Source organism: Colwellia sp. MB3u-4 (genome assembly GCF_014077065.1).
Classification (GTDB): domain Bacteria; phylum Pseudomonadota; class Gammaproteobacteria; order Enterobacterales; family Alteromonadaceae; genus Cognaticolwellia.
The window spans coordinates 350,583-371,974 of record NZ_JACGVE010000075.1 but is presented as its reverse complement, the minus strand read 5'-3'; the positions used below and the strand labels follow the sequence as shown (position 1 = coordinate 371,974).

Genomic DNA, 21,392 nt, shown 5'->3' with positions numbered 1-21,392 from the left:
TACTTTTAGAGCTGTTATTCTAACTTAACTTACTGTGAATTTTTAGTCCATTTATATTAATCTGGTCAGCCAGTTCTTGAATATTATCACCATCAGGTAACATTAAGTTAGGCGCTATTTCTGCCAGCGGTAGTAGCACAAATTCTCGTTGTTTTAAGCCATAGTGCGGAATGGTTAAGCGTTCAGTACTTATCACTTGCTGGGCAAATAACAGTATGTCTAAATCTAGTACCCTAGCGCCCCAACGATTATCTTTGCGAACACGACCGGCAGTTTGCTCAATATGTTGTAGTTGATCAAGTAAGGCAATGGCACTTAGGCTGGTTTCAATGGCGACCACAGCATTCATGTAATCAGGTTGATCTTGTGGTCCCATTGGGCGACTAAAATATAATGAAGACACTTGGCTAACCTGACAGTTCTCTAACTGCGTTAGTTTATCTAACGCAGAAGATATTTGAGCTTGCGGATCAGCTAAATTACTGCCTAAACCAATATAGGCTAAAGTCATTAGGTTTCGCTACTAGCGCTTTCTACCCGAGGTTTTTTGCGCTTACGCGTGGTGCGTCGAGGGCCATTCTTACTAGGTACAATGCTTTTTATCATCACTTGTTGTGTGTCGGTATTAGCTTCTTGAAAGTCTCCCCACCACTTAGCTAGTTCTTGCAGAGAGCCTGGCTCGCTTTGACTAATGTTTGGCTGTTCAATTTCAGCGCGCAGTAATAAAAAGTCATAACCGGCTCTAAACTTAGGGTGTTCAAGTGCTTTAAATGCGCGTTTACCATCTCGGCGAACTAACTTCTCTTGTAAAATCCAAATGTCTTTCATTACGGCTTGAAAACGTTTGGGTATAGCAATACTGCGCTGTTGCTCTGACATTACTTCACTTAAGGCGCCAAAAAATGCATCTTGTGGTGTTAGTTTGGCTTCACGATTTAATCTTTGTATCTGCTCTTGCATCGGATACCAAAGCATAGCCGCAAATAAAAATGCTGGGGTAACACGCTGGTCATTATTAACTCTATGATCCGTGTTTTTCATCGCCAAACTGATAAAATCAGCTAAATAAACTTGAGATTTTTGATTCAGTTGTTGATCAACGGCAGGGAAGAAGTATTGAAATAAACTGTAATCACGCAGCAGTTCAAAGTTTGCTAACGCTTTGCCAGACATAAACAGCTTTAAAAACTCTTCAAACAAACGCGCAGGTGGAATATTAGCCATCAGTGGTGCAAGCGTTTTTATCGGCGCTTCGGTGTCAGAATGAATTTCCATATCTAATTTTGTCGCAAAACGAATAGCACGTAACATTCTAACGGGGTCTTCACGATAGCGTGTTTCAGGGTCACCAATTAAGCGAATTTGTTTGGCGTAAACATCAGCGACACCATTGGCAAAGTCATAAACTTTAAAGTCTTTGGCTGAGTAATAAAGTGCATTAATGGTAAAGTCACGACGTTCGGCGTCTTCTTCAATACTGCCATAAATATTGTCACGCAATAACATGCCGTCTTCACTTTGCTTTGAGGTTTTTTGGCAATTTTTTTCTTCATCGCTATCGTGATGGCCCCTAAAGGTGGCCACTTCAATAATTTCACGACCAAAAACAATATGGGCAAGACGAAAGCGACGACCAATAAGTCGACAATTACGAAACAATTCTTTAATTTGCTCAGGGGTTGCGTTGGTGGCAATATCAAAATCTTTAGGTTCAAAACCTAAGATAATATCGCGAACACCACCGCCCACTAAGTAAGCGTCATAGCCGCCTTTATTTAAGCGATATAATACCTTTAAGGCATTATGACTAATGTGTTTTCTAGATACAGGGTGCTGATCACGTGAAAGTATAATAGGCTGTTCAAATGATGGCTGCTTAGAATTTTTTTTTCGTGCTTTTCCGAGTACTTTTTTACACAAATTGATCACGCTTTTGATAATGGTGGACCCCAGTTTTATCGATAAATTTCCCGCGCAATGATATAACAGTGTAAACGAAAAGAGAATGGAAACAGTGTGAAAAGTCGACGTTAATTGTACTTATAAAACTATTTCTTGTGATTTTGGTACTTGAGTGATCGACCAGTGGGTGATTGCCCAAGTTAAAAGCTCAGTCACATTGGCTTGTTGTAATTGTTCAGGCGGCTGTTGACCCAAAAAATTTAAGGCGGCAAATAGTGAAGGCACTGGGTTTTTTTGATCAATTTCTGGGGCGTTATTTTGCTTACTGAGTTTAAAGCCTTGCGGAGTTACCGCCAGTGGAAAGTGACCAAACTTAGGGGTATTATGCTGTAAAATTTGATAAAAACTTAATTGCCTTGCTGTGGGTTCAAGTAAATCACAACCACGGATAACATGGGTAATACCTTGATAGATATCGTCAACAACAACCGCTAATTGATAGGCAAATAGGCCATCTTTTCTTAAGACAATAAAGTCTTCTTGAGCGAGTTTAGCATTGCAGGTGACTGAGTGTTGAATAAGGTCGTGATAGTGCGAGATACCTATAGTGTTAATCACACGAATAGCACTAGCATTTTTGGGCTGTGATAAGTGTCGACAATGGCCTTGGTAGATTCCACCTGTGGCTTTAATTTGGGCTCGCGTACAGCGGCAATAATAACTGAGTTTTTCTTGGGCTAATGCGGATAATACTTCACGATAAACTTCACTTTGTTGGCTTTGGTAAAGTACGTCTTCATCCCAGTGTAAACCATAGTTTTCCAGTGTGGTTAATATTTCAGCACTGGCGCCGGCCTTTTCCCTAGGTGGATCAATATCTTCAATTCTTACTAGCCATTGGCCGTGATTATGCTTGGCATCTAGATAACTTGCTAGCGCAGCAATTAATGAACCGAAATGTAATAAGCCGGAAGGCGAAGGGGCAAAGCGGCCCCGATAGTGACTGGCAGTATCGGGTCGCAAAGACTGGCTGATATCAAACAAGGTTGAGGGCTTTTAACCCGCGAGTTGACGTTCTTTGATTTCTTGTAATGTTTTACATTCAATGCAAAGATCAGCGGTTGGGCGGGCTTCTAAACGGCGAATGCCAATTTCAATGCCACAAGAGTCACAAAAACCAAAATCATCATCTTCAATAAGTTGTAAGGTTTTCTCAATTTTCTTGATTAGTTTACGTTCACGGTCGCGTGTACGTAATTCAAGACTGAACTCTTCTTCTTGAGCCGCACGGTCAACAGGATCAGGGAAATTTGCTGCTTCATCCTGCATATGCGATACGGTACGATCAACTTCTTGGCGAAGTTGTACACGCCACGCATCTAGAATTTTTTTGAAATGTTCTAGTTGCGCGGCATTCATGTATTCTTCTTTAGGCTTTTCAACGTAAGGGTTGACACCTGCTAATGCTAAAATACCTAATGTTTTCTGTGCTGGCATGCTAATTCTCCTAGCCCTAAATCGATGAATACTGGTTACGTCATGTAACTTCATCGCTTGGTTGCAACGGCCAATTCATACAGGCCCAAAATATCCCACATATATTGTGCTAACTTATATAAAATTCAAGGCTTAATTGATAAATAATTAGGATAAAATATAAAGTTTTTTTTAAATATTACGGCTGTTTAAATTTTAACCAAGATGACAATAAAATTTGAGCAAGCTCTTTTAGCAAGTTTTTAACCCTCTCGTCAATCATTATTCTTGCTATTTTTTTGTTATCACTAAAATGTGACCGGTACTTTGTTCGCTAACGTAATAGTAAAATTATGTTTTTCTTTTTGAAAAGTCGCTTTGTAAGCTATGATTTCAACACCTCGTTGGCTTGCTTCATGCAGCAGCTCTGCGTATTTAGCATCAATATGTGCTGCAGGCTTAACATCTTTTATGCCTGAATGTAGTACCGCAAATAAAAGAACGGCTCTGTGGCCGTTTTCTGCCATGACCATTAACTCGCGTAAATGTTTTTGCCCTCGCAAAGTCACCGCATCTGGAAAATAGCCCTGATCTTCTGCTAATAAAGTCACGCTTTTGACTTCGATGAAAGTCTCTTGGCCACTTTTATCGGTCAGGTGAAAATCAATCTTACTATTTTCGTCGCCATATTTAACTTCGCGCTTTAATGTTTTAAAACCCTGTAGTTCAGAAATGGTGCCATTTAAAATGGCTTGTTCTGCCAATTGATTCGCCCGCAATGTATTCACACAAATAAAATGATCTTCTTGGGTCTGTGTTAACTCCCAACTAAAGGGGTATTTGCGTTTGGCGTTGTCTGAGGTGCTAAACCAAACCGTATCATTAGGCACCGCACAGCCACTCATCGCACCGGTATTGGCAACATGAATGGTGCAATCGCTACCATCTGCTAAGGTGATATCTGCCAAGAAACGTTTGTAGCGCTTAATTATAGTCGCTTTTGTTAAATTAATTTTCATTACATATTTTCATTAGATATTATAAGTCATCAGGCTTATTACATGTTACGTGATGAGCTGTTGAACTGCTAATTTCTCTCAACAGGCTTTACTGTCTTTATAACTTAGTCATAAAAAATGACTTAGGGATAAAAATGACTTAGGGATAAAACACAGTTTAAGACCATAAAATTGTTTCCCGTACTTAATTTTCAGTAAGCAATTCAGTAAGCCATAGAATAGAAAATCTGTATTGGTCTTTAGCGAATCAGCTGCAAAGGTTAATTGTTTAGCGGTATGTTGCCGGTATGGTGCAACGGGTATAGACTATTAGCTTAACATTAAATGCAAAGGCGATAACATGACCACAGCTAATTCTGCTTCAGTATCAATAACCTTAACCACTAGTAATAACGCACAAGGTTGGCAGCAAGATAAAACCCTACAAATTACCCATGATAATATTGCCATTTACTTACCTCAAGACGCAGCCCATCGCTTACGCCAAATTCAAATGGCTGCGCGTAAAATAGAAAAATTAGATATTGAGCATGCCTCGCTTCAGGGTGATGCCTGGGATGAAGCGAGTCAGTGGGCTTTTGCGCTTGGATTTAGTTGTGTTAACAAACTAGAGAATATCAGTTTTTGTGGTGAGCCAGCGTTAATTGAACGTTTGCATAATAAGCTCGCTGTTTATGCTTGGAGTCGCGACTTAACTAACCAAACACCGGCTGAACTTTACCCCTTAAAGTTGGCACAATTAACCTCAGACTATATTAAAAACCTTGCCCCTAATCATGTTTCTACTCGTCTGATTCAAGGTGAAGAACTCAAAGAGCAACAATGGATGGGTATCTACAATGTAGGTAAAGGTAGTGTTAATAAGCCATGTTTGCTCGAGCTTGATTTTAACCCAAGTGCTGATGAAAATGCGGCAGTTACTGCTTGTTTAGTGGGTAAAGGTATTACTTTTGACAGTGGTGGTTATAGTCTGAAAAGCAATGTTGGTATGTTTGATATGAAGTGTGACATGGGCGGTGCAGCTGTTGTTGCTGGTGCGTTGGCATTGGCAATCAAACAAGGTTTGAACCAAAGGGTTAAGTTATACCTCTGCTGTGCAGAAAATATGATCAGCAGTAATGCCTATAAACTTGGCGACATTATTACCTATAAAAATGGCGTTACTTGTGAAGTGGCTAACACCGATGCCGAAGGCCGTCTTGTGCTAGCTGATGGTTTAATGGCCGCTAGTGAAACGGGTGCGCCAATGATTATTGATGCGGCCACCTTAACCGGTGCTGCTGTGATGGCCACTGGCGGTGATTACTCTGCTTTATTCGCGCTTGATGATAACGTGGCGGCAAAAGCGCAAGCATCAGCAAAAACCACCGGTGAAGCATTATGGCAGTTTCCTTTAGAGTCTTGGCACCAAGATAAATGCCCATCAGCATTTGCTGATACAGCCAATAGCCGCACAGCAAAAGGTGGTGGGGCTGGTGGTGCGAGTAATGCCGCAGGATTTTTATCACGCTTTGTCGATAACGACGGTGCTGGTTGGTTACATTTTGATTTAGCCGGCGCTTATAATGGTGCTGAATCTAGCTTATGGGCCGCAGGTGCAACAGGTCTTGGTATTGCTACGATTGCAGACTTGATCACTAAGCATTAATTTTTTAAAGGCAGGCTTTGACCAGGCTAAGTGGCAGTTACTTGCTTTTACGAGTAGCGAGCAAAGCGCTTGTCACTAAGCAAACTGACATTTACTCAGCTTTTTATGGTCTTTTAAAACCTCAATTTAAAACCTCAATTTAAGATATGAAAGCAGTGCTAGAAAAGATATTTTCTAGCACTTTTTTATATAGATTACGATGGCTTGAAGGGCCTGGTATTGATGAGGACTGTTAACTTTTTAATGCGCTTTAGTGTTGTTGTAAATACTGTTCTAACCAAGACTTTGCACTGTCTAGATCACTAAAGACATAAAAGGTAATGTTACAGGCTTGGTAAATCCGTCCTAGCTGTAACTGCTGAATATCAGCAGTGCTACTGTCAATTAATACACTCGCATTGGCGATTAAGCCATGTTTTACGCGGTATTTGTTGACCTTGATTAAGGCGTCTTCCGCTTCAGGTGAAAAAACACTATTGCCATAAAAAGCAATTAATAAGCCCCACGGTTGGCCGGAAAACTGTTCACAAGCACCATACATATCCTTAATATATTTTTCGGTCACGTGCGCATTAAATGGGCCAAAAGCTTCTACTTGTAAAATGTTCGAGCGCGATGCTATTGAATATTTATCTTCAACTATTGTTTCCATTGTGCAAACTCCATTTCAACCAAAGGGGGGAACAGTAGTAGCAGTATTTTACGTGCTTGCCAAGTAAGCATGTTTTCGAAAAATTGCCAATTTAAATCTCTTTAAAAATCAAGGCTAAAAATTTATTGTCCATGTTTGAACTGGTTCGTACCTAACACCTAGGGCGGTCGAGTATGAATGATATAAGCTAAAGCTAGTAATGCTCAGTTGTTGTTTAAATACGCTTTGTTGAAGGTGTTTACATAGTGCGGGTAATGGCGTTTTTGCTTTGCGATAAAGGCTTAGGTGCGGTTGGTAGCTCCTGTTTTTAAGCGCAATATTACTGTTCAAGCTTAATTCAACCACAGTGCGCTGTAAATATATTAACCAGTCGGGACAGCTTGCGGGCATCAGGTGTAATACCTGCGCCTTTTTAAAATAACCTAGCTGTGACAACAGGATAGATGAGACCTTGCTTTGTTGTATAAGAGGTTTTAGGCGCTGTTGCATCAAACCATGCTGTTGGCTAATTAATTGCGCTACACTCGCTTGTTGTTGCGGGGCGATACAACCTAAAAAGACCAAAGTAATATGAAAGTTTTGCCTGTCGATGGGTTTAAATGGCAAAGATAAATGTTGCTCGCGCCATTGGGCAATTTTGACTTTATCTGTGTCGACAATATCTAAGGCAATAAACATGCGTTTTTTCATCAATATTTCCATTTTAGCGACTTAAAAAAATGATAGTAAAGCTTCTACTCATCTCATTAACCTGGTGACCATGCTTGGAACTTCCCGCGATTCAACGGACATTAAGCATAAGTAGTGTAGAGTTTATTCGCTATATATTTTGTATGACTACTATATTCAGGTTGCTGAAATAATAGTAGTAAGTCGTCGCTGATCTTCATATTAATAAAGTCTATTTGCTTTTCTGTGATTTGATTGATTCGTAAAGTGTTTTCAGAACAGCTCTACATTCTTCTTTGTCTTTCATTGAGCCATTATGGCAGACAGATTTTTGCGTATCCTTACCTATTTCAAAGTTACGCTGAACACCATGATGAACACATGACGATAAGAAAAAAACACAGGCCAAGAAACTGATGATTTTAATTTTTTCTTCCATAACGTTAATTAATATACTTTAAGCAAGGAGTCGAATTCAGCTAAAATTATATTCAACACGGAATGATGCGAAAGGAGAGATATTTAATTTTATAGAAATGTTCTACAATCCTAGAAAAGCGTCACTCTTATACCGATAGTATTTCAGCTACTAAATTTGAGAAAGCATATTTTTCTGAGTTAAAAACTGTCGAGTGAAATATGGGAAGTTCAAGTTTAACCAAAGATAAATAGCATAATCAAAAGTAACAAGTTAAAGCATAGTACATAGAAGATAGCAGATGCGTTAACTTGTTGACTTCATATAAGTGATAACAACTTGTCAGTCAATTACTGCGCCGCTAATTGACGTGTTTTATCATTTATATTTTTATACCTATAAAAAATCCAAACAACCAAAATATAAAAAGTAGAGTCCATAAAATTAACCTTCCAATTAATAAAATATTAGCCGACCTTTTACAAGAGTTAAAAAGTAACCAGAGTGTGGTGTTGCAGGCAGAACCCGGGGCAGGTAAATCTACTGTCGTGCCGCTGGAGTTATTAAAAGCTGACTTTTTGAATGGTCAGCGAATTATTATGCTTGAGCCTAGACGAATGGCAGCAAGGTCAATTGCTCATTACTTAGCGAAGTGCTTGGGTGAAAAGGTTGGTGAGACTGTTGGTTATCAAGTAAAAAATGACAAAAAAATATCAGCTGCCACAAGGCTTGAAATCCTAACCGAAGGAGTATTAACAAGGCGACTTCAATCAAACCCTGAATTAGCAGGTGTTGGCCTTATAATATTTGACGAGTTTCATGAGCGGTCGATTAATACTGATTTGTCACTTATGTTATCTCTGGAAATTCAACAAGTCATTCGTGAAGATCTTCGCCTTTTAGTGATGTCTGCTACATTAGATACAAATTTAGTATCAAAGTACCTTGATGACGCACCTGTGATGTTATGCAAAGGAAGGGCTTATCCAGTTAGCGTTTTTCATCAAAAAACTGATAAAAAACAGTTGGCATCGAATGTCTGTAAAGCAATATTTAATGTTATTGAAGATGAGGGAGATATTCTTGTATTCCTCCCTGGCGTTGCTGACATAAAAAGGTGTATTGCACATGCTGGCACAGTATTTTCAGAACACAATAAACTTAAACTGGTGTCATTACATGGTTCATTACCATTGGAAGAGCAGGAAAAGGCGATTGCATTAGCACCATCAGGCGTTAGGAAAATTATTTTCACAACCAATATCGCAGAAACCAGCTTAACTATCGAAGGTATTACCTGTGTCATTGACTCAGGTCTGGAAAAGAAACTTATTTTCAATCCGTCAAGTGGCATGTCAAAGCTGACGACAACCCATATATCAAAAGCGTCAGCCGAGCAACGCAAGGGGCGAGCAGGTAGGTTATCTGCAGGAAAATGTTTAAGGTTATGGAGTGAATCCGAACATATATCGCTAAAAGACTACCAAGAAGAAGAAATTTTGAATGCAGATTTAGCTGATGCCGTGATAGAGCTAGCAAGCGCTGGACATTCAAATTATGAGGAAATTAATTGGTTAACACCTCCGCCAAAAGCTCATTATGACTCAACTCAAGATTTGCTGGTAACATTAGGTATGCTTGATAAATCAGGAAAAATCACAAGGCTTGGAAAGCAAGCAAGTGCTCTGCCTATCCACCCAAGGCTAGCTAAGATGATGTTGGCAGCTAATGGTAACCAAGAGCGTGAAATTGCTTGTAATATTGCTGCTCTCTTGTCAGAACGAGATATATTGCAAGGGAGTGATAGTGCTGATTTCTTGATGAGATTACAGGTTCTTATTGAGAACGCGGCGGGTCATGTTAATAAAGCCTATGTAAATAGAAATACGTTAAGAACGGTAGTTAAAGATGTTCAGACACTGCAGTCATCTATAAAACATAAAAAAAGCAAAGTAGATATTTCAGATATTTCAGACATTGCAGCATATTTGTTGCTTCTAGCATTTCCGGAAAGGTTGGCTAAAAGACGTTCAGCTAATAGCAATAAATATCAACTAGCCAATGGTAAGGGGGTTTTTCTCGCAGAAGATGATCCTCTTATTAATCATGAGTATTTAGTGGTTAATGATTGCGATGCGCAAAAAAAAGAAGGTCGAGTTTTTAGTGCGATTACTTTTAATAAAGATATTTTATCTGAAAAGTTTTCTCAGGAAATGTCAGAACAAATAGCCTATGAGTTAGCCGCAAACAATAGCCGTGTATACGCCAGGGTATTGAAAAAATATGGCAGTTTAATCATCGAAGAAACAAGAAGTAATGATGTGCCGACTGAATTCATATTAGACAGTATTAAATCCTTGATAAAGACAGATGCTAGAAACATATTAAGCTGGACTCAAGAGTGTGATGATTGGATGAAAAGGGTGTTATGGCTTGGGGGTAAAGTGGAAGGCTTTCCTGTGTTATCAGAGACTTTAATTATGAACACTGCTGAAAATTGGTTATTACCATATGTTTCCAATATTAAAAAAATATCGGATTTAAAACGAGTGAAAATATTACCCCTATTATCATCATTATTAACATATGAAGAATCAAAAGTACTTGAGAAAGAAGCTCCCGTAATTTATACAACACCTAGCAACAAAAAGGTTTCAATCATTTACGACAAAAATTCAGAGCCAACAGTCTCAGTCGTATTGCAAGAATTGTTTGGTGAGCTTAAATCTCCAATGTTAGCAGGTAATAGCATTGCACTACGCTTTGAATTGTTATCACCAGCGCGAAGACCAATACAAATAACCAGTGATTTAGCCAATTTTTGGGGTGGCTCATATGTCGAAGTTGCAAAAGACATGCGAGCTAAGTATCCCCGCCATAGATGGCCGGTTGATCCCTTTTCTGAACAAGCAGGTAGCTCTAGAAAAAAACGAATGACATAAGCATCTATATCAAATAATAATTGTTGAGATTTCAAGGTGCTAATGCGTTAGCGCTAGGTTAACTAAATAAGTCATGACTGTATTTTCACTAAGCGTTTTTAAGCCGCTTTATTATCGCGTGTCTACTTGAAATAGGCATTTTTATAACCATCTTAAGTATAAGATTATCCTACTGGAAAGCCACTGTGAGCGACAACAGCCAAACCATTAATCAGCCTATCTCAAATAATAGCTCGGCAAAAAAAAAGCCTAAAGCATTCAGCAGTCTGTTACCTATTTTCGCTTTTATAAAACCATATAAGCTAATGTTAGCCATGGCCTTATTGGCTTTATTAGTCACTGCAGCGGTTAACTTGTCTTTAGGACAAGGGGTAAAGTTTGTTATTGATAACGGTTTTATTGCGGGTTCAGTTGAACAATTGCAATCGGCTATTTTAGCTTTAATCGGCTTAATTAGTTTGCTGGCCGTTGGCACTTTTAGTCGTTTTTATTTAATGTCTTGGTTAGGTGAACGGGTCAGCGCTGATATGCGCAAAGCGGTGTTTAATCGCATTGTTACTTTGCATCCTAGCTACTTTGAAGAAAACCGCAGTGGTGAGCTAATGTCGCGTTTAACCACTGACACCGCCTTATTACAGTCTATTATTGGTTCGTCTTTTTCAATGGCACTGCGCAGTATATTATTACTTATTGGTGGCTTGGTGATGTTAATGGTCACTAATTTTAAATTAACCCTTTTTGTGGTTTTTTCAGTACCCATTATTTTAATACCTATGATGATTTATGGTCGTAAAGTTAGGAAATTAGCAGAAAGTTCACAAGATGCTATTGCTGATGTCGGTACTTATGCCGGCGAAATTATTCAAAATATAAAAGTTGTGCAAAGTTATACCCATGAAGTAAAAGAACAAGATGCTTTTGCCCATGAAGTAGAGAAGGCATTTTCTGTCGCCAAACAGCGCGTAAAGCAACGTTCATTCTTGATCGCTATTGTTATTTTTCTTACCTTTGGGGCGATTAGCGCCATGTTGTGGGTGGGCGGTATGGACGTGCTAAAAGGGCAGATGAGTGCTGGCGAATTAGGCGCCTTTATTTTTTACGCCATCATTGTTGCTATGTCTGTCGCCACTATTGCTGAGGTATACGGTGAATTACAACGAGCAGCAGGCTCAGCCACTCGGCTGTTAGCATTACTTGAGATTGAAAGTGATATTAAAGAGTTAGTTTCTCCACAAGTGATGAATAATCATGCTCAGTCGGTGATCAGCTTTAAAGAGGTTGACTTTTGTTATCCATCACGGCCAGACAGTGCAGCACTTCATCAGATAAATTTAGCCATACCGACGGGGAAAATTGTGGCATTAGTCGGGCCATCGGGTGCAGGTAAAACAACGTTATTTGAATTGTTACAACGATTTTATGACCCTCAAAAAGGCAGTATTAGTTTTAATGATATCGACATCACTGAGTTAAAATTAACTGATTTACGTCAAGCCATGGGTATGGTGCCGCAGCATCCGATACTGTTTAGCTCTGATGTCTGGCACAACATACGTTATGGTAAGCCACAAGCGAGTGATGAAGAGGTTATTAGCGCAGCGAAAAAAGCCCATGCCCATGAGTTTATTGAACAATTACCCCAAGGTTACGCGAGCTTTTTAGGTGAACAAGGGGTGCGATTATCGGGTGGTCAAAAGCAGCGTATTGCTTTAGCCCGAGCTATTTTAAAAGACCCTGAGGTATTACTGCTGGACGAAGCAACCAGCGCTTTAGATGCAGAAAGTGAATACCATGTGCAAGCCGCATTAGATGAATTAATGACCAATAGAACAACATTAATTATCGCGCACCGATTAGCTACTGTGATTCATGCAGATTTAATTGTGGTGATGGATCAAGGGAGAATTGTTGATCAAGGCGATCATAAATCGTTGTTAAAAAGCTCGACTCTATATCAAAGGCTTTGTGAGTTACAGTTTGATAAAGCCAATGCTGAGGCTAATTAATCACGCTGTTCGACTCTTTTATCGCTGAATTTTTTCTAAGTGTACCAGCTAAATTAACACCCAAGTGCTAACGAATATCAGTTGCTATGCAGCCAATCGCCATGTTTTTATATTAAGGACATTAAGCCAATATCTCGCTATTGGCTTAATTTTCTAATCAAGGATCTGTACCCCGTTGGCTGATGAGCAAAAAATTTAATATCACCCCACCTTTCCCTAAAAGCTAGGCAAGGCTTAAGTTCCTGCATTCAACAGTCGACTATTTTACGTTTTACGTTATACTGCCGCGCTCAAACCTAGTATTTAATTTTTAGTTTTTCATTTAGCGGAGTTCATCATGCACGATCTGTATTACAAAGGGCGTATCCATACCAGAGTAAACCATGTAAAAACAGGTTATAACACTAAGCGTGCTGTTAAGCTTGGCACAGAAAAACACCCGTTAACGCTAGTAGTGACGAGTGAAGAAAAGAAATTAGAAGTCGCCATATTAGTTGCCGATAATGAACTTTTTGCTAATATCACGGTAGATAGCACCGCTGATGAAGATATTATTGAACTGAGCGCGATACTGAACAAACCAAGCACCACTAGGTTTGACAAAACGCCCAACCGTAATGATCCTTGTTTATGTGGTAGTGGCAAAAAATATAAAAAGTGTTGCGGTTAACCAAACACTATTTTTCCACTTACTGTAAAGCTGACGCTGCTCTAAGTTTTATGAGCAGCGCAGGCTAAGCCCATCTGTATTATCATCTTTATTAGCACAGGTTACTCGGCTAACTTTTTCTCAGTTAATACCTAAGCTTACAAAGACCATTTTTAGTCGAAAACGGCTAAATTTTATTGTGCTATGTTTTGCACTCATTCGTAGTATTTGTGGTATTTAAGCCTGCTATCACTGCCATGGCTTGTGCAAGCGTATTTTTATCTCCGTCTAGCCAATGTATTTTAGTGCCATTTCGTTCTAACCGTCGCAGCCAAGTGTCTTGTTTTTTAGAAAATTGATGAATAGCTGAGTTCAATTTTTGAAAACAGTCATTCTCGCTTAATTGCCCCTGTAAATGTTGGGCAATAAAACGATATTCTAAGCCGTAAAAATATAAGGTTTGCCAACTAACCCCTTGGGCATGTAACTGTGCTACTTCTTCAATAAGGCCTTGTGCCATGCGTTGCTTTAAACGCAAGGTTATACGTTGTCGAATAACCTCTCTGGGCCATTTTATGGCAAATATAAGTGGCTTGAGTGCGGGAAAGTCATTAATTTTATCTTGTGCTGCTAGCTCACCTTCAGCTATTTCAATGGCTCGTACCAGTCGTTCACGTTCGATAAGATCTGTGGTGTTATGCAGATTAGGTTTAAGCTGTATTAACTTTTGAATTAATTGCTCATGACTTAGCCTAGCTAATGTTGACCTAAGGGCTTTATTTTCAGGCACGGCAATTAAGCGATAGCCTTTTAAGATTGAATCAACATAAAGCGCTGAACCGCCAGCTAAAATAGTCAGCTTATTTTTTAAGTTTATTTGCTGATGGGCATTAATAACATCTTGTTGAAAATCAAAAATATTATATTCGTAACCAGGGTCAACAATATCAATTAAGTGATGGTTAATTTCTTGGTATTCATCAAGGTCTTTACCGCTGCCAATATCTAAACCGCGATAAACTTGTCGAGAGTCGGCGGAAATTATTTCACCATTTAGCCTTCTTGCTAGCTCTACTGCCAGTTTGGTTTTCCCCGACGCTGTTGAACCAAGCACAACGAGCATGTTAAATGCAGACATAGTTAACCTTTAGCCATTGGTAGTGAGATAAAAGCAGAATTATATCGTTAATTTCGTCGTTATGCTTGTGAGTTAAGTACTATTTTAAAACGATAAAAATTATCGTTTGGGATCTCGTCTTAGCTAGATTATTATAAGGGCTTAATCGCATATCCTTGAGGCTTTTTAATAACCTATGACAGTCAAAAAAACTGCACAAACAGCGACCAAAAAATCAAAAAGTGACCAAGCTAATAGCGCAAAAAAACCAGAGGATATGCGCAATAACCGCTTGAGAAGTGTTATTCGTTGGTCATTTTGGCTGATAGTGAAAATAGCTGTTATCGCCATATTTGTACTATTTCTCTATAGCATTTATCTTGATGGTAAAGTGCGCGATAAGTTTGAAGGTCAGCGTTGGCAGGTGCCTGTTCAGGTTTATGGTGCGATAGAAAGTTATCAGCTAGGTAGTGAGTTACCCCTGACTCACTTAAAGCAGTCATTAATCGCTAATCGTTATAAAAAAGTTTTTGATGTTAGACGCCCTGGCGAGTTTGCTTTATCAAAAACTCGCGCCATTATTTATCGTCGCGCTTTTGATTTTGGCGTTGGTATGGAAGTGGCAACAAAAATGACCATAGATTTGGCTAACGGTCATGTGCAAAAGTTATACCTTAACGATAAAAAGGTTTCGCAACTGAGGTTAGAGCCACTTTTATTGGATAGAATTTTGCCTGAAAGCAAAGAAGACCGCGTTTTGGTGTCCTTGCAAGCGGTGCCAACAAAATTATTAGACACCTTATTGTTAATTGAGGATCGTGATTTTTATTTTCATCATGGCGTTTCACCCTTAGGTATTTTACGGGCACTGTACCAAAACCTTAAGGCAGGGCGAACGGTACAAGGTGGCAGTACCTTAACGCAGCAACTGGTTAAAAACATGTTTTTAACGCGCGATAAAACCTTATGGCGCAAAGCTAATGAAGCCATTATGGCGCTGATATTAGAGTATCGCTATAGCAAAGATCAATTATTAGAAGCCTATATTAACGAAGTCTATTTAGGCCAGCATTATGCTAATGGCATTTATGGTTTTGGCCTCGCCGCTGAGTTTTACTTTGGCAAGTCAATTCAATCACTTAACTTAGAACAAATGGCGATGATTATTGGCCAAGTCAAGGGGCCTAGTTACTATGATCCTTGGCGTTTTCCAGCGCGCACTATCAAGCGTCGAGATCTAGTTTTAAGGCTAATGTATCAACAAGAAATTATTGCCCAATACGAGTTTGAGCGTGCGGTCGAGTCGCCGTTATCGATCAGAAAAAAACGTCGGGTAAAACAGCAAAAATTCCCCGCCTATCTGCAATTAGTCAAAGCCGAATTAGCGCGGCATTTATCCCAATATGAGCAGCAATCTGGCGTTAGAGTGTTTACCGGTTTTGCCATTAATCAACAACTGGCATTACAAGCCAGTATTGATCAAACCTTACCGAGTTTAGAGCAAGAGTCGGGCGCTGAACTACAAGTGGCGATGGTAGTGTCTGATTTTAAAACCGGTGCGGTTCGTGCACTAGTGGGTGGGAAAGAAGCGGGCTACGCAGGTTTTAATCGTGCGCTACATGCTAAGCGACCTATTGGTTCTTTAATTAAACCTGCGATATATATTGCGGCGTTAGAGCGTTATCAACGCTTTAATTTAGCCACTTTAATTACCGATAAAGCGATTACCTTGTCAACTGAAAACGGCCAAGCTTGGCGGCCGAAAAATTACGATGGTCAGTATCGAGGCCAAGTGCATTTAATTGATGCCTTAGTATCAAGCCTTAATGTGCCCACGGTGAATTTAGGTATGGCGTTGGGTTTGGACAATGTTGCTCAAGCTATTCATCTGTTGGGTTATCAGGATGATATTGTTACTCGTCCGTCAATGCTGCTTGGGGCATTAAATATGTCACCAATGCAAATAAATCAACTCTATATACCTGTTGCTAATCATGGTGTTGGTGAAACGTCACATGCAATTGAGCGGATAGTCAGCGCCCGTGGTGAAACCTTATGGCAGTTTCAGGCTTTAGAGCAGGCGATTATCTCAACGCAAGCGGCTTATTTACTTAACTTTGCCTTAAATAAAGTGACCACGTCAGGCACGGCGAGTTCGTTAACGTGGCGGCTTAAAGATAAAAAAATAGCGGGTAAAACAGGCACAACCAATGACCTGAGAGACAGTTGGTTTGTTGGCTATGACAATGAAATTTTAGTCACCACTTGGGTAGGTCGAGACGATAACAAGCCAACTAAATTAACCGGCAGTAGTGGTGCACTGGTATTATTTGCTGAATTTATGCAGAAAACAGGCGCGGTTAGTCGTCAGTCTAAAGTACCAGCAAGTGTTGAATTAGTGCGCTTTGATAATAAAAGTGGTCGGGCGGTTAGCCAAACTTGTGAAAATTCGCAATTACTGCCTGCCGTTACCACTGGCCTGATTTATGAGAAACAGTGCGAAGCAGATCCTAAAAATATTAAGCAGAAATCTTGGCTAGAAAAATTATTTGGCGCTTAGTTTTATAGTGAATTCAACTGCTAAGCTTTTAGCGGGTAATTTTCGCTATTTTGTTGTTTGAATAACCCCGTTTTCAGCACTATGGTTAATAGATCGTGTATAAAAGTGGTTGTAAATTAACGCCACTTAAGCAACCAAGCTACAGTAGAAACAGAGCTAAAAAGTAGCAGGAAAGGAGTTAAAAGTAGCTAGGTAAAAGGAGCAGAATGAAACATAGATTAAGCTTTGGTTACTTCACATTGCTTACTGAAAATATTGTTGAAGTTATTATCGATGAAGGTATTGAATTGTCACTTGAAATGATTGAAGAGTGTGATGTTTTTTTTAAAGCGCATATCTTTGGTAACTTTGGCATGCTGATCAACAGAGTTAATGAATATAGTTATAGTGATGAAACGCGATTATGCCTAGGGTTTTATGAGGGCTTAAAAGCCATTGCCTTTGTTTACTATTCAGCTAACAGCCAAGTTATTGTTGAAGAAATAAATTTATTACAGGTATATGAACAGTGGAATAGTTGTATTTTTTCTGGCTTAGATCTTGAAAGGCAACAGGCATTTCAATGGCTAAAAGGTGAGTTGTTAATGGCTAATGACCAAGCTGCAAACATTGGCTAACCTTAATTTAGAATTTAGAATTAAGAATTAAGAATTAAGGGTGAATATTTTTCGTAAGCGATAAACAAAGAAAAACTTAACGTAAAAAGCAAACCATTCGGTTTGCTTTTTTATGTTCAGGAAGAACGGTATGTCACGATCACATGGATGTGAAAGAGTGACGATGTTCAGGCTTCCCAGACATCCTTTTTTGCAATATATTAGTGTTTTAGACGTTCATTTAAGCGCTAATCTAGGTATTCAAATATTTTAAATACTCGGTTAACACCACCCGCATTGCGCGCAATATCTACCGCCATAGTCGCTTGTGCTTTAGTCACCAAGCCCATTAAAAACACTTCGCCATTTTCTGTTATCACTTTAATATTGGTGGCGTCTAGTTTCTCAGCACCAAATAAAGAAGCTTTTACTTTTGACGTTAGCCAAACATCACTAGTTTTTGTGATAAAAGATATGGTGTTGCTAATACGAATTTGGTTATGTAGTTGCTTAACACCATTCACCCCATTAATGGTTTTGATAGCTTGATCGCGCAAATAGCTATTTGGCGCTTGTCCAATAACTAGCACACTGCCATTAACACTCACCACTTGTAGGTTGGTGTTGTCACTTAACGCGTCTATTTGCGTGAGTTTTGCATACGCATCGAGTTCAATTTTTTGGTCGTCTATTTGATTACCCAAAGAACGATTATCAGTTGCCATACTCGCACCACCAACAACGCCAACAACCGCGACAGCAACACAGCCTTGCAGTAACACAGCAAGGGTGATTATGCTTACAATTGATTTTATCGACATACTAAGCCTCAGTTTGCGGAAATAATGTAGTATCTATGATGTCACATAAGCAATGAATAACCACTAAGTGGACTTCTTGAATTCGTGCTGTACGACTTGACGGCACTCGAATTTCAACATCATTTTCGCCTAGTAGGCCAGCAATATCACCACCGTCACCACCGGTTAAAGCAATGATTGGCATATCACGAGAAACGGCAATTTCGATCGCTTTGATCACGTTGCGAGAATTGCCACTGGTAGAAATAGCGAGCAATACATCACCATTGTTACCTAATGCACGCACTTGCTTAGAATAAATCTCATCAAAGTGATAGTCATTACCAATAGAGGTAATAGTTGAGCTGTCGGTTGTCAGAGCAATGGCTGGCAAGGGTGGACGTTCAGTTTCATAACGATTTAATAGCTCGGCGGAGAAATGCTGGGCATCAGCGGCTGAGCCACCATTACCACAAGCTAATATTTTATTGCCGGCTAATAGACTTTGTACCATTGCCATGCCAGCTTGCTCAATTGGCCCTGCCAATAATTCGCTGGCGGCAATTTTTGTTTGTATGCTTTCAGTAAAATTACTTTTTATCCGTTCTAACATGGTGGACTTAGCTCCGTGGTTTCATTGCTTAAAAAGCATTAATTAAAAGGCATTTTTAAGCCAAGTAATTGCTGGGTTATTAATATCGCCTTGCATCGCAATAACATCGAATCGGCAAGGGGTATTATATTCATTTAATCCGGCCTGTTGCAGGTAAAATGCCGCACATTGTTTAATTTTTTGCTGTTTTTTAACAGAAACAGCGGCAATAGCGCCACCAAAGTGATTATTTTTGCGATATTTCACTTCTACAAACACCCAAACGTCATTTTCGGTCATGATTAAATCAATTTCACCACGACGATTTTGAAAATTACAGGTCTGTAATACTAGCCCCTGTTGGCTTAAATAGTGGGCGGCTAATTGCTCACTATTCTTACCTGTGGTTACTGTGTTGGTTTTATTGGTCCATAGCAATTTCTTGTACCTTGCTGCGACTGTATTTGCCCCAAATTAGGCTGCGCGTCAAAATATTATCAACGCCCAATTGTAATATACCGGTTTGACCATAATGGCGGACATAAGTTTTATTTTGCATAGTAGAAACTTTGTCTACTAACGCTAAACTGTCAAAGCCCATGGCAAAAATGCTTTGCAAGCTGTCACTGCGATTAGGCCAAAGTTTTTTTGCTTGTGCGGCTAAGACTTGGTTTTGTTGTTTACTTTTTAACTGCCAAGGCATTTCAGTAAATATTAGCCCAGATAAATCACGATTATCACTTTTGTCTATTTTTGAGCTGTGACTGCGCGAGCTAGCATAGACCGGAATTATATCAGCAAAAGGGCTGATATTAACGTCAATATAAGGCTTTAACAGCTTGGTTTCTAGCGGCAAACCCACGACGTAAATCATATCAATATCTCGACGGTTACGTAATTCACTTTGAATGGAATATTTTATATGGCGATTTAGGTCTTTTGTGCGTTGCTGGCTTAGATCAACGCCAAGGCTGGCCTTAAGTTGATTTTGCATTTTAGCATCACTATTAAAAAATACAATTTCTGGTGCCTTACCCGTGATATGTTGCCATTGTTGGCTGAAGGTCTGCGCGATGCGACGACTGGCACTGTCTTGATGGCTTAATATTATAGGGTATTGATAATGTTGACGACTGAGCGTAGTTGCCGCTTGTATCGCTTCATCTTCTGGTCGCATTGATAGCGCAACCTGATGAGGTAATAAGCTAGTTGCTGATGGTAAATTAAGTAATAACGTCGGTGTTGTTATCTCGGTTTGGGCTAAATAGAGGTTAACATTTTCCTTTAGTAGCGGGCCTATAACATAGTCGATTTTTAGTTCGGTCAGCTTGGCATTTAACGTGGTCATATCTAAGGTTGTTGAATCAATAAAGTGTAAGGTTTTAGCGCTATTAATATTGTAAGCGGCCAGGATACCTTGTTGTGCTACTTTGCCGGCGCGTTCTTGTTTACCTGAAAGCGGGATAATAATGGCAATGTTTTGATATTCGTTAGTTAATGTGGGTGGTTGTTGTCGTAACCTTGCGACAATATATTGCGCAGGGTGGCTGCTAAACTCTCGTTGCCATTGGCGTAAATAGCGTTTGAATCTTGCGTCGTCATCACCAAATTGATTGGCAAAAGAAAGCAGTTTGCTCCAACCTTCAAAGTTTGGCGGCGACATTTTAATTAGCTGTTGGTGCTGCCAAGGTGATAGCTGACAAAGTTGTTGCCAAATAATGTCAATATCGTACTCAGTTGCCGGTGAGCTTTCAGCAAAGGCTCTTAAGTTTGCATCTAGTGCGGCAATGGGCAGTTTTCTTTGTGTTTGCACTGTGGTTAATGTTTGAAAATAATCAAGGCGATGAGTCAGTTGCGCTTTTTCTTTAATATTATTTGCGTTTTCCAGTGCGAGATAAGCATCAGGTACTCTTGCCAAGGCTAATAAACTTTTAGCCTCAATGATAGCTAGGCGATATTGCTCTGTTGATGATGACACTAAGCCATTGAGTTGCTTAGCTAACCAAAGCGCTTTATGGGGTTTAGCCTCTGCTAAATATAACTCACTGGCGTTTAATAACGAGCTAAGGGCTTCATCCTGCTGGTTGGCTGATATTTGTGCTGTCGCTTGTGCAAGCTGTTGCTCAGTGGTTAAATCTGTTGCAAGCGCTGGCATAACTTCAGCTTGTTTTTCAGCTGACTCTGTTGGTTGACTTAGCTTAGTTGTTGAACAACTGGCCAAAATAGCCACTGTTGCCAACGCACAAAGAGCACTTTTATAAGATGAAAACCATTTAGTGAGTGTCAAAGTTAATAAATCCATACTTTTTAATAGTGCTTTATAATAAACTTCATCCTCTTCAGTCT

At 39.5% G+C, this 21,392-nt stretch carries 19 protein-coding genes; 6 read left to right on the top strand and 13 right to left on the bottom strand.

Annotated elements, in window-relative coordinates:
* Nucleotides 1-19: 19 nt before the first annotated feature.
* From folK to sfsA, 5 genes are all read right to left on the bottom strand, one after another.
* On the bottom strand, nucleotides 20-511 hold the full coding sequence (gene folK, locus H4J61_RS07765) for a 2-amino-4-hydroxy-6-hydroxymethyldihydropteridine diphosphokinase (protein ID WP_182184599.1): 492 nt from the start codon (nucleotides 509-511) through the stop codon (nucleotides 20-22).
* Nucleotides 511-1,920, bottom strand: coding sequence for a polynucleotide adenylyltransferase PcnB (gene pcnB, locus H4J61_RS07760; RefSeq protein WP_220461212.1), 1,410 nt, complete (start codon nucleotides 1,918-1,920; stop codon nucleotides 511-513). Before pcnB ends, folK begins: the two co-directional genes overlap by 1 nt.
* Before the next feature lie 120 nt (nucleotides 1,921-2,040).
* Nucleotides 2,041-2,937: a tRNA glutamyl-Q(34) synthetase GluQRS gene (gene gluQRS, locus H4J61_RS07755; protein ID WP_310650044.1), complete on the bottom strand. Its 897-nt coding sequence runs from the start codon at nucleotides 2,935-2,937 to the stop codon at nucleotides 2,041-2,043.
* 21 nt (nucleotides 2,938-2,958) lie between these two features.
* A complete protein-coding gene (dksA, locus tag H4J61_RS07750; protein WP_182138163.1) occupies nucleotides 2,959-3,399 on the bottom strand; it encodes an RNA polymerase-binding protein DksA in 441 nt (146 codons plus the stop codon).
* A 287-nt stretch (nucleotides 3,400-3,686) separates the two neighbouring features.
* On the bottom strand, nucleotides 3,687-4,397 hold the full coding sequence (gene sfsA / locus H4J61_RS07745) for a DNA/RNA nuclease SfsA (RefSeq protein ID WP_182184598.1): 711 nt from the start codon (nucleotides 4,395-4,397) through the stop codon (nucleotides 3,687-3,689).
* 340 nt (nucleotides 4,398-4,737) lie between these two features.
* Between sfsA and pepB the strand changes: the two genes are divergently transcribed.
* Entirely contained in the window at nucleotides 4,738-6,045 is a 1,308-nt protein-coding gene (pepB, locus tag H4J61_RS07740; protein ID WP_182184597.1) for an aminopeptidase PepB, read from the top strand.
* Between the two features lie 250 nt (nucleotides 6,046-6,295).
* On the opposite strand, the gene H4J61_RS07735 is transcribed toward pepB, so the two are convergent.
* From H4J61_RS07735 to H4J61_RS07725, 3 genes are all read right to left on the bottom strand, one after another.
* On the bottom strand, nucleotides 6,296-6,697 hold the full coding sequence (locus tag H4J61_RS07735; RefSeq protein WP_182138166.1) for a hypothetical protein: 402 nt from the start codon (nucleotides 6,695-6,697) through the stop codon (nucleotides 6,296-6,298).
* A 114-nt stretch (nucleotides 6,698-6,811) separates the two neighbouring features.
* On the bottom strand, nucleotides 6,812-7,387 hold the full coding sequence (thpR, locus tag H4J61_RS07730; protein WP_182184596.1) for an RNA 2',3'-cyclic phosphodiesterase: 576 nt from the start codon (nucleotides 7,385-7,387) through the stop codon (nucleotides 6,812-6,814).
* A gap of 211 nt (nucleotides 7,388-7,598) precedes the next feature.
* The gene (locus tag H4J61_RS07725; protein ID WP_220461210.1) at nucleotides 7,599-7,805 is read right to left on the bottom strand and encodes a hypothetical protein; all 207 of its coding nucleotides are present in this window, start codon (nucleotides 7,803-7,805) and stop codon (nucleotides 7,599-7,601) included.
* 344 nt (nucleotides 7,806-8,149) lie between these two features.
* Between H4J61_RS07725 and hrpB the strand changes: the two genes are divergently transcribed.
* From hrpB to H4J61_RS07710, 3 genes are all read left to right on the top strand, one after another.
* Nucleotides 8,150-10,726 (top strand): ATP-dependent helicase HrpB, encoded by a 2,577-nt coding sequence (gene hrpB, locus H4J61_RS07720; RefSeq protein WP_220461209.1) that lies wholly within the window; start codon nucleotides 8,150-8,152, stop codon nucleotides 10,724-10,726.
* A gap of 218 nt (nucleotides 10,727-10,944) precedes the next feature.
* Entirely contained in the window at nucleotides 10,945-12,732 is a 1,788-nt protein-coding gene (locus H4J61_RS07715; protein WP_182184642.1) for an ABC transporter transmembrane domain-containing protein, read from the top strand.
* 337 nt (nucleotides 12,733-13,069) lie between these two features.
* Complete coding sequence (locus tag H4J61_RS07710) at nucleotides 13,070-13,402, top strand: PBPRA1643 family SWIM/SEC-C metal-binding motif protein (RefSeq protein ID WP_182138169.1); 333 nt, start codon at nucleotides 13,070-13,072, stop codon at nucleotides 13,400-13,402.
* 181 nt (nucleotides 13,403-13,583) lie between these two features.
* Here H4J61_RS07710 and miaA read toward each other — a convergent pair whose 3' ends face one another.
* On the bottom strand, nucleotides 13,584-14,519 hold the full coding sequence (miaA, locus tag H4J61_RS07705) for a tRNA (adenosine(37)-N6)-dimethylallyltransferase MiaA (protein ID WP_182184595.1): 936 nt from the start codon (nucleotides 14,517-14,519) through the stop codon (nucleotides 13,584-13,586).
* A gap of 175 nt (nucleotides 14,520-14,694) precedes the next feature.
* Between miaA and mrcB the strand changes: the two genes are divergently transcribed.
* Together mrcB and H4J61_RS07695 are read left to right on the top strand one after the other, a co-directional pair.
* Nucleotides 14,695-17,058 carry a penicillin-binding protein 1B gene (mrcB, locus tag H4J61_RS07700; RefSeq protein ID WP_182184594.1) on the top strand — a complete coding sequence of 788 codons (2,364 nt, stop codon included), beginning with the start codon at nucleotides 14,695-14,697 and terminating at the stop codon, nucleotides 17,056-17,058.
* Between the two features lie 206 nt (nucleotides 17,059-17,264).
* Nucleotides 17,265-17,675, top strand: a complete 411-nt coding sequence (locus H4J61_RS07695; RefSeq protein WP_182184593.1) for a hypothetical protein — start codon at nucleotides 17,265-17,267, stop codon at nucleotides 17,673-17,675.
* A 227-nt stretch (nucleotides 17,676-17,902) separates the two neighbouring features.
* On the opposite strand, the gene H4J61_RS07690 is transcribed toward H4J61_RS07695, so the two are convergent.
* From H4J61_RS07690 to H4J61_RS07675, 4 genes are read right to left on the bottom strand one after another with little or no spacing between them, the layout of a single operon-like run.
* Nucleotides 17,903-18,475, bottom strand: coding sequence for a BON domain-containing protein (locus tag H4J61_RS07690; protein WP_182184592.1), 573 nt, complete (start codon nucleotides 18,473-18,475; stop codon nucleotides 17,903-17,905).
* A gap of 1 nt (nucleotide 18,476) precedes the next feature.
* Nucleotides 18,477-19,067 (bottom strand): phosphoheptose isomerase, encoded by a 591-nt coding sequence (locus H4J61_RS07685; protein ID WP_182138174.1) that lies wholly within the window; start codon nucleotides 19,065-19,067, stop codon nucleotides 18,477-18,479.
* Between the two features lie 42 nt (nucleotides 19,068-19,109).
* Nucleotides 19,110-19,484 (bottom strand): YraN family protein, encoded by a 375-nt coding sequence (locus tag H4J61_RS07680; protein WP_182138175.1) that lies wholly within the window; start codon nucleotides 19,482-19,484, stop codon nucleotides 19,110-19,112.
* On the bottom strand, nucleotides 19,468-21,333 hold the full coding sequence (locus tag H4J61_RS07675; protein ID WP_182184591.1) for a penicillin-binding protein activator: 1,866 nt from the start codon (nucleotides 21,331-21,333) through the stop codon (nucleotides 19,468-19,470). Before H4J61_RS07675 ends, H4J61_RS07680 begins: the two co-directional genes overlap by 17 nt.
* Nucleotides 21,334-21,392: the final 59 nt, after the last annotated feature.

Bases quoted from the DNA above. Each gene is read 5' to 3' on its own strand.
- folK (WP_182184599.1), bottom strand. From the start codon at position 511: ATGACTTTAGCCTATATTGGTTTAGGCAGTAATTTAGCTGATCCGCAA.
- dksA (WP_182138163.1), bottom strand. From the start codon at position 3,399: ATGCCAGCACAGAAAACATTAGGTATTTTAGCATTAGCAGGTGTCAAC.
- sfsA (WP_182184598.1), bottom strand. From the start codon at position 4,397: ATGAAAATTAATTTAACAAAAGCGACTATAATTAAGCGCTACAAACGT.
- pepB (WP_182184597.1), top strand. From the start codon at position 4,738: ATGACCACAGCTAATTCTGCTTCAGTATCAATAACCTTAACCACTAGT.
- H4J61_RS07735 (WP_182138166.1), bottom strand. From the start codon at position 6,697: ATGGAAACAATAGTTGAAGATAAATATTCAATAGCATCGCGCTCGAAC.
- thpR (WP_182184596.1), bottom strand. From the start codon at position 7,387: ATGAAAAAACGCATGTTTATTGCCTTAGATATTGTCGACACAGATAAA.
- H4J61_RS07725 (WP_220461210.1), bottom strand. From the start codon at position 7,805: ATGGAAGAAAAAATTAAAATCATCAGTTTCTTGGCCTGTGTTTTTTTC.
- H4J61_RS07710 (WP_182138169.1), top strand. From the start codon at position 13,070: ATGCACGATCTGTATTACAAAGGGCGTATCCATACCAGAGTAAACCAT.
- miaA (WP_182184595.1), bottom strand. From the start codon at position 14,519: ATGTCTGCATTTAACATGCTCGTTGTGCTTGGTTCAACAGCGTCGGGG.
- mrcB (WP_182184594.1), top strand. From the start codon at position 14,695: ATGACAGTCAAAAAAACTGCACAAACAGCGACCAAAAAATCAAAAAGT.
- H4J61_RS07695 (WP_182184593.1), top strand. From the start codon at position 17,265: ATGAAACATAGATTAAGCTTTGGTTACTTCACATTGCTTACTGAAAAT.
- H4J61_RS07690 (WP_182184592.1), bottom strand. From the start codon at position 18,475: ATGTCGATAAAATCAATTGTAAGCATAATCACCCTTGCTGTGTTACTG.
- H4J61_RS07685 (WP_182138174.1), bottom strand. From the start codon at position 19,067: ATGTTAGAACGGATAAAAAGTAATTTTACTGAAAGCATACAAACAAAA.